Annotated in this window: 1 protein-coding gene; it reads left to right on the forward strand. The window is 65.4% G+C overall.

Annotated elements, in window-relative coordinates; genetic code table 11:
- Positions 1–454, forward strand: a 454-nt coding sequence (locus PQR67_RS38240; RefSeq protein WP_408467963.1) for an AMP-binding protein, incomplete at both ends; no start/stop codon positions are given.

Here is a 454-nt window from a genome sequence, read left to right on the forward strand (position 1 = left end):
CGAACAGCTTGCGTACGTGATCTATACATCGGGTTCGACGGGCAAGCCCAAAGGCACGATGGTGCGTCACGCCGCGCTGACGAATTTCCTGCACGGCGTGGCGCGCGAACCGGGTCTGACGGCGGACGACACGCTGGTCGCGGTGACCTCGCTGTCGTTCGATATTGCCGCGCTGGAACTGTTCCTGCCGCTGATCGTGGGGGCAAAGGTAGTGGTGGCCTCGCGCGATGAAGCGCGTGACGCCCGTCTGCTGGCCGGGTTGCTGGAGAAGCATTCAGCAACGGCGATGCAGTCGACGCCGGCAACGTGGCGCATGCTGCTGGACTCGGGCTGGCCTGCCGGTGCGCGACGCGTTTCGCTGAAAGGCCTGTGCGGCGGTGAAGCATTGCCTGGCGAACTGGCGACGCGTCTGCGTGCTGCCGGTGTCGATCTGTGGAACATGTACGGGCCGACG

The organism is Paraburkholderia fungorum (assembly GCF_046026025.1).
Lineage (GTDB): Bacteria > Pseudomonadota > Gammaproteobacteria > Burkholderiales > Burkholderiaceae > Paraburkholderia > Paraburkholderia fungorum_E.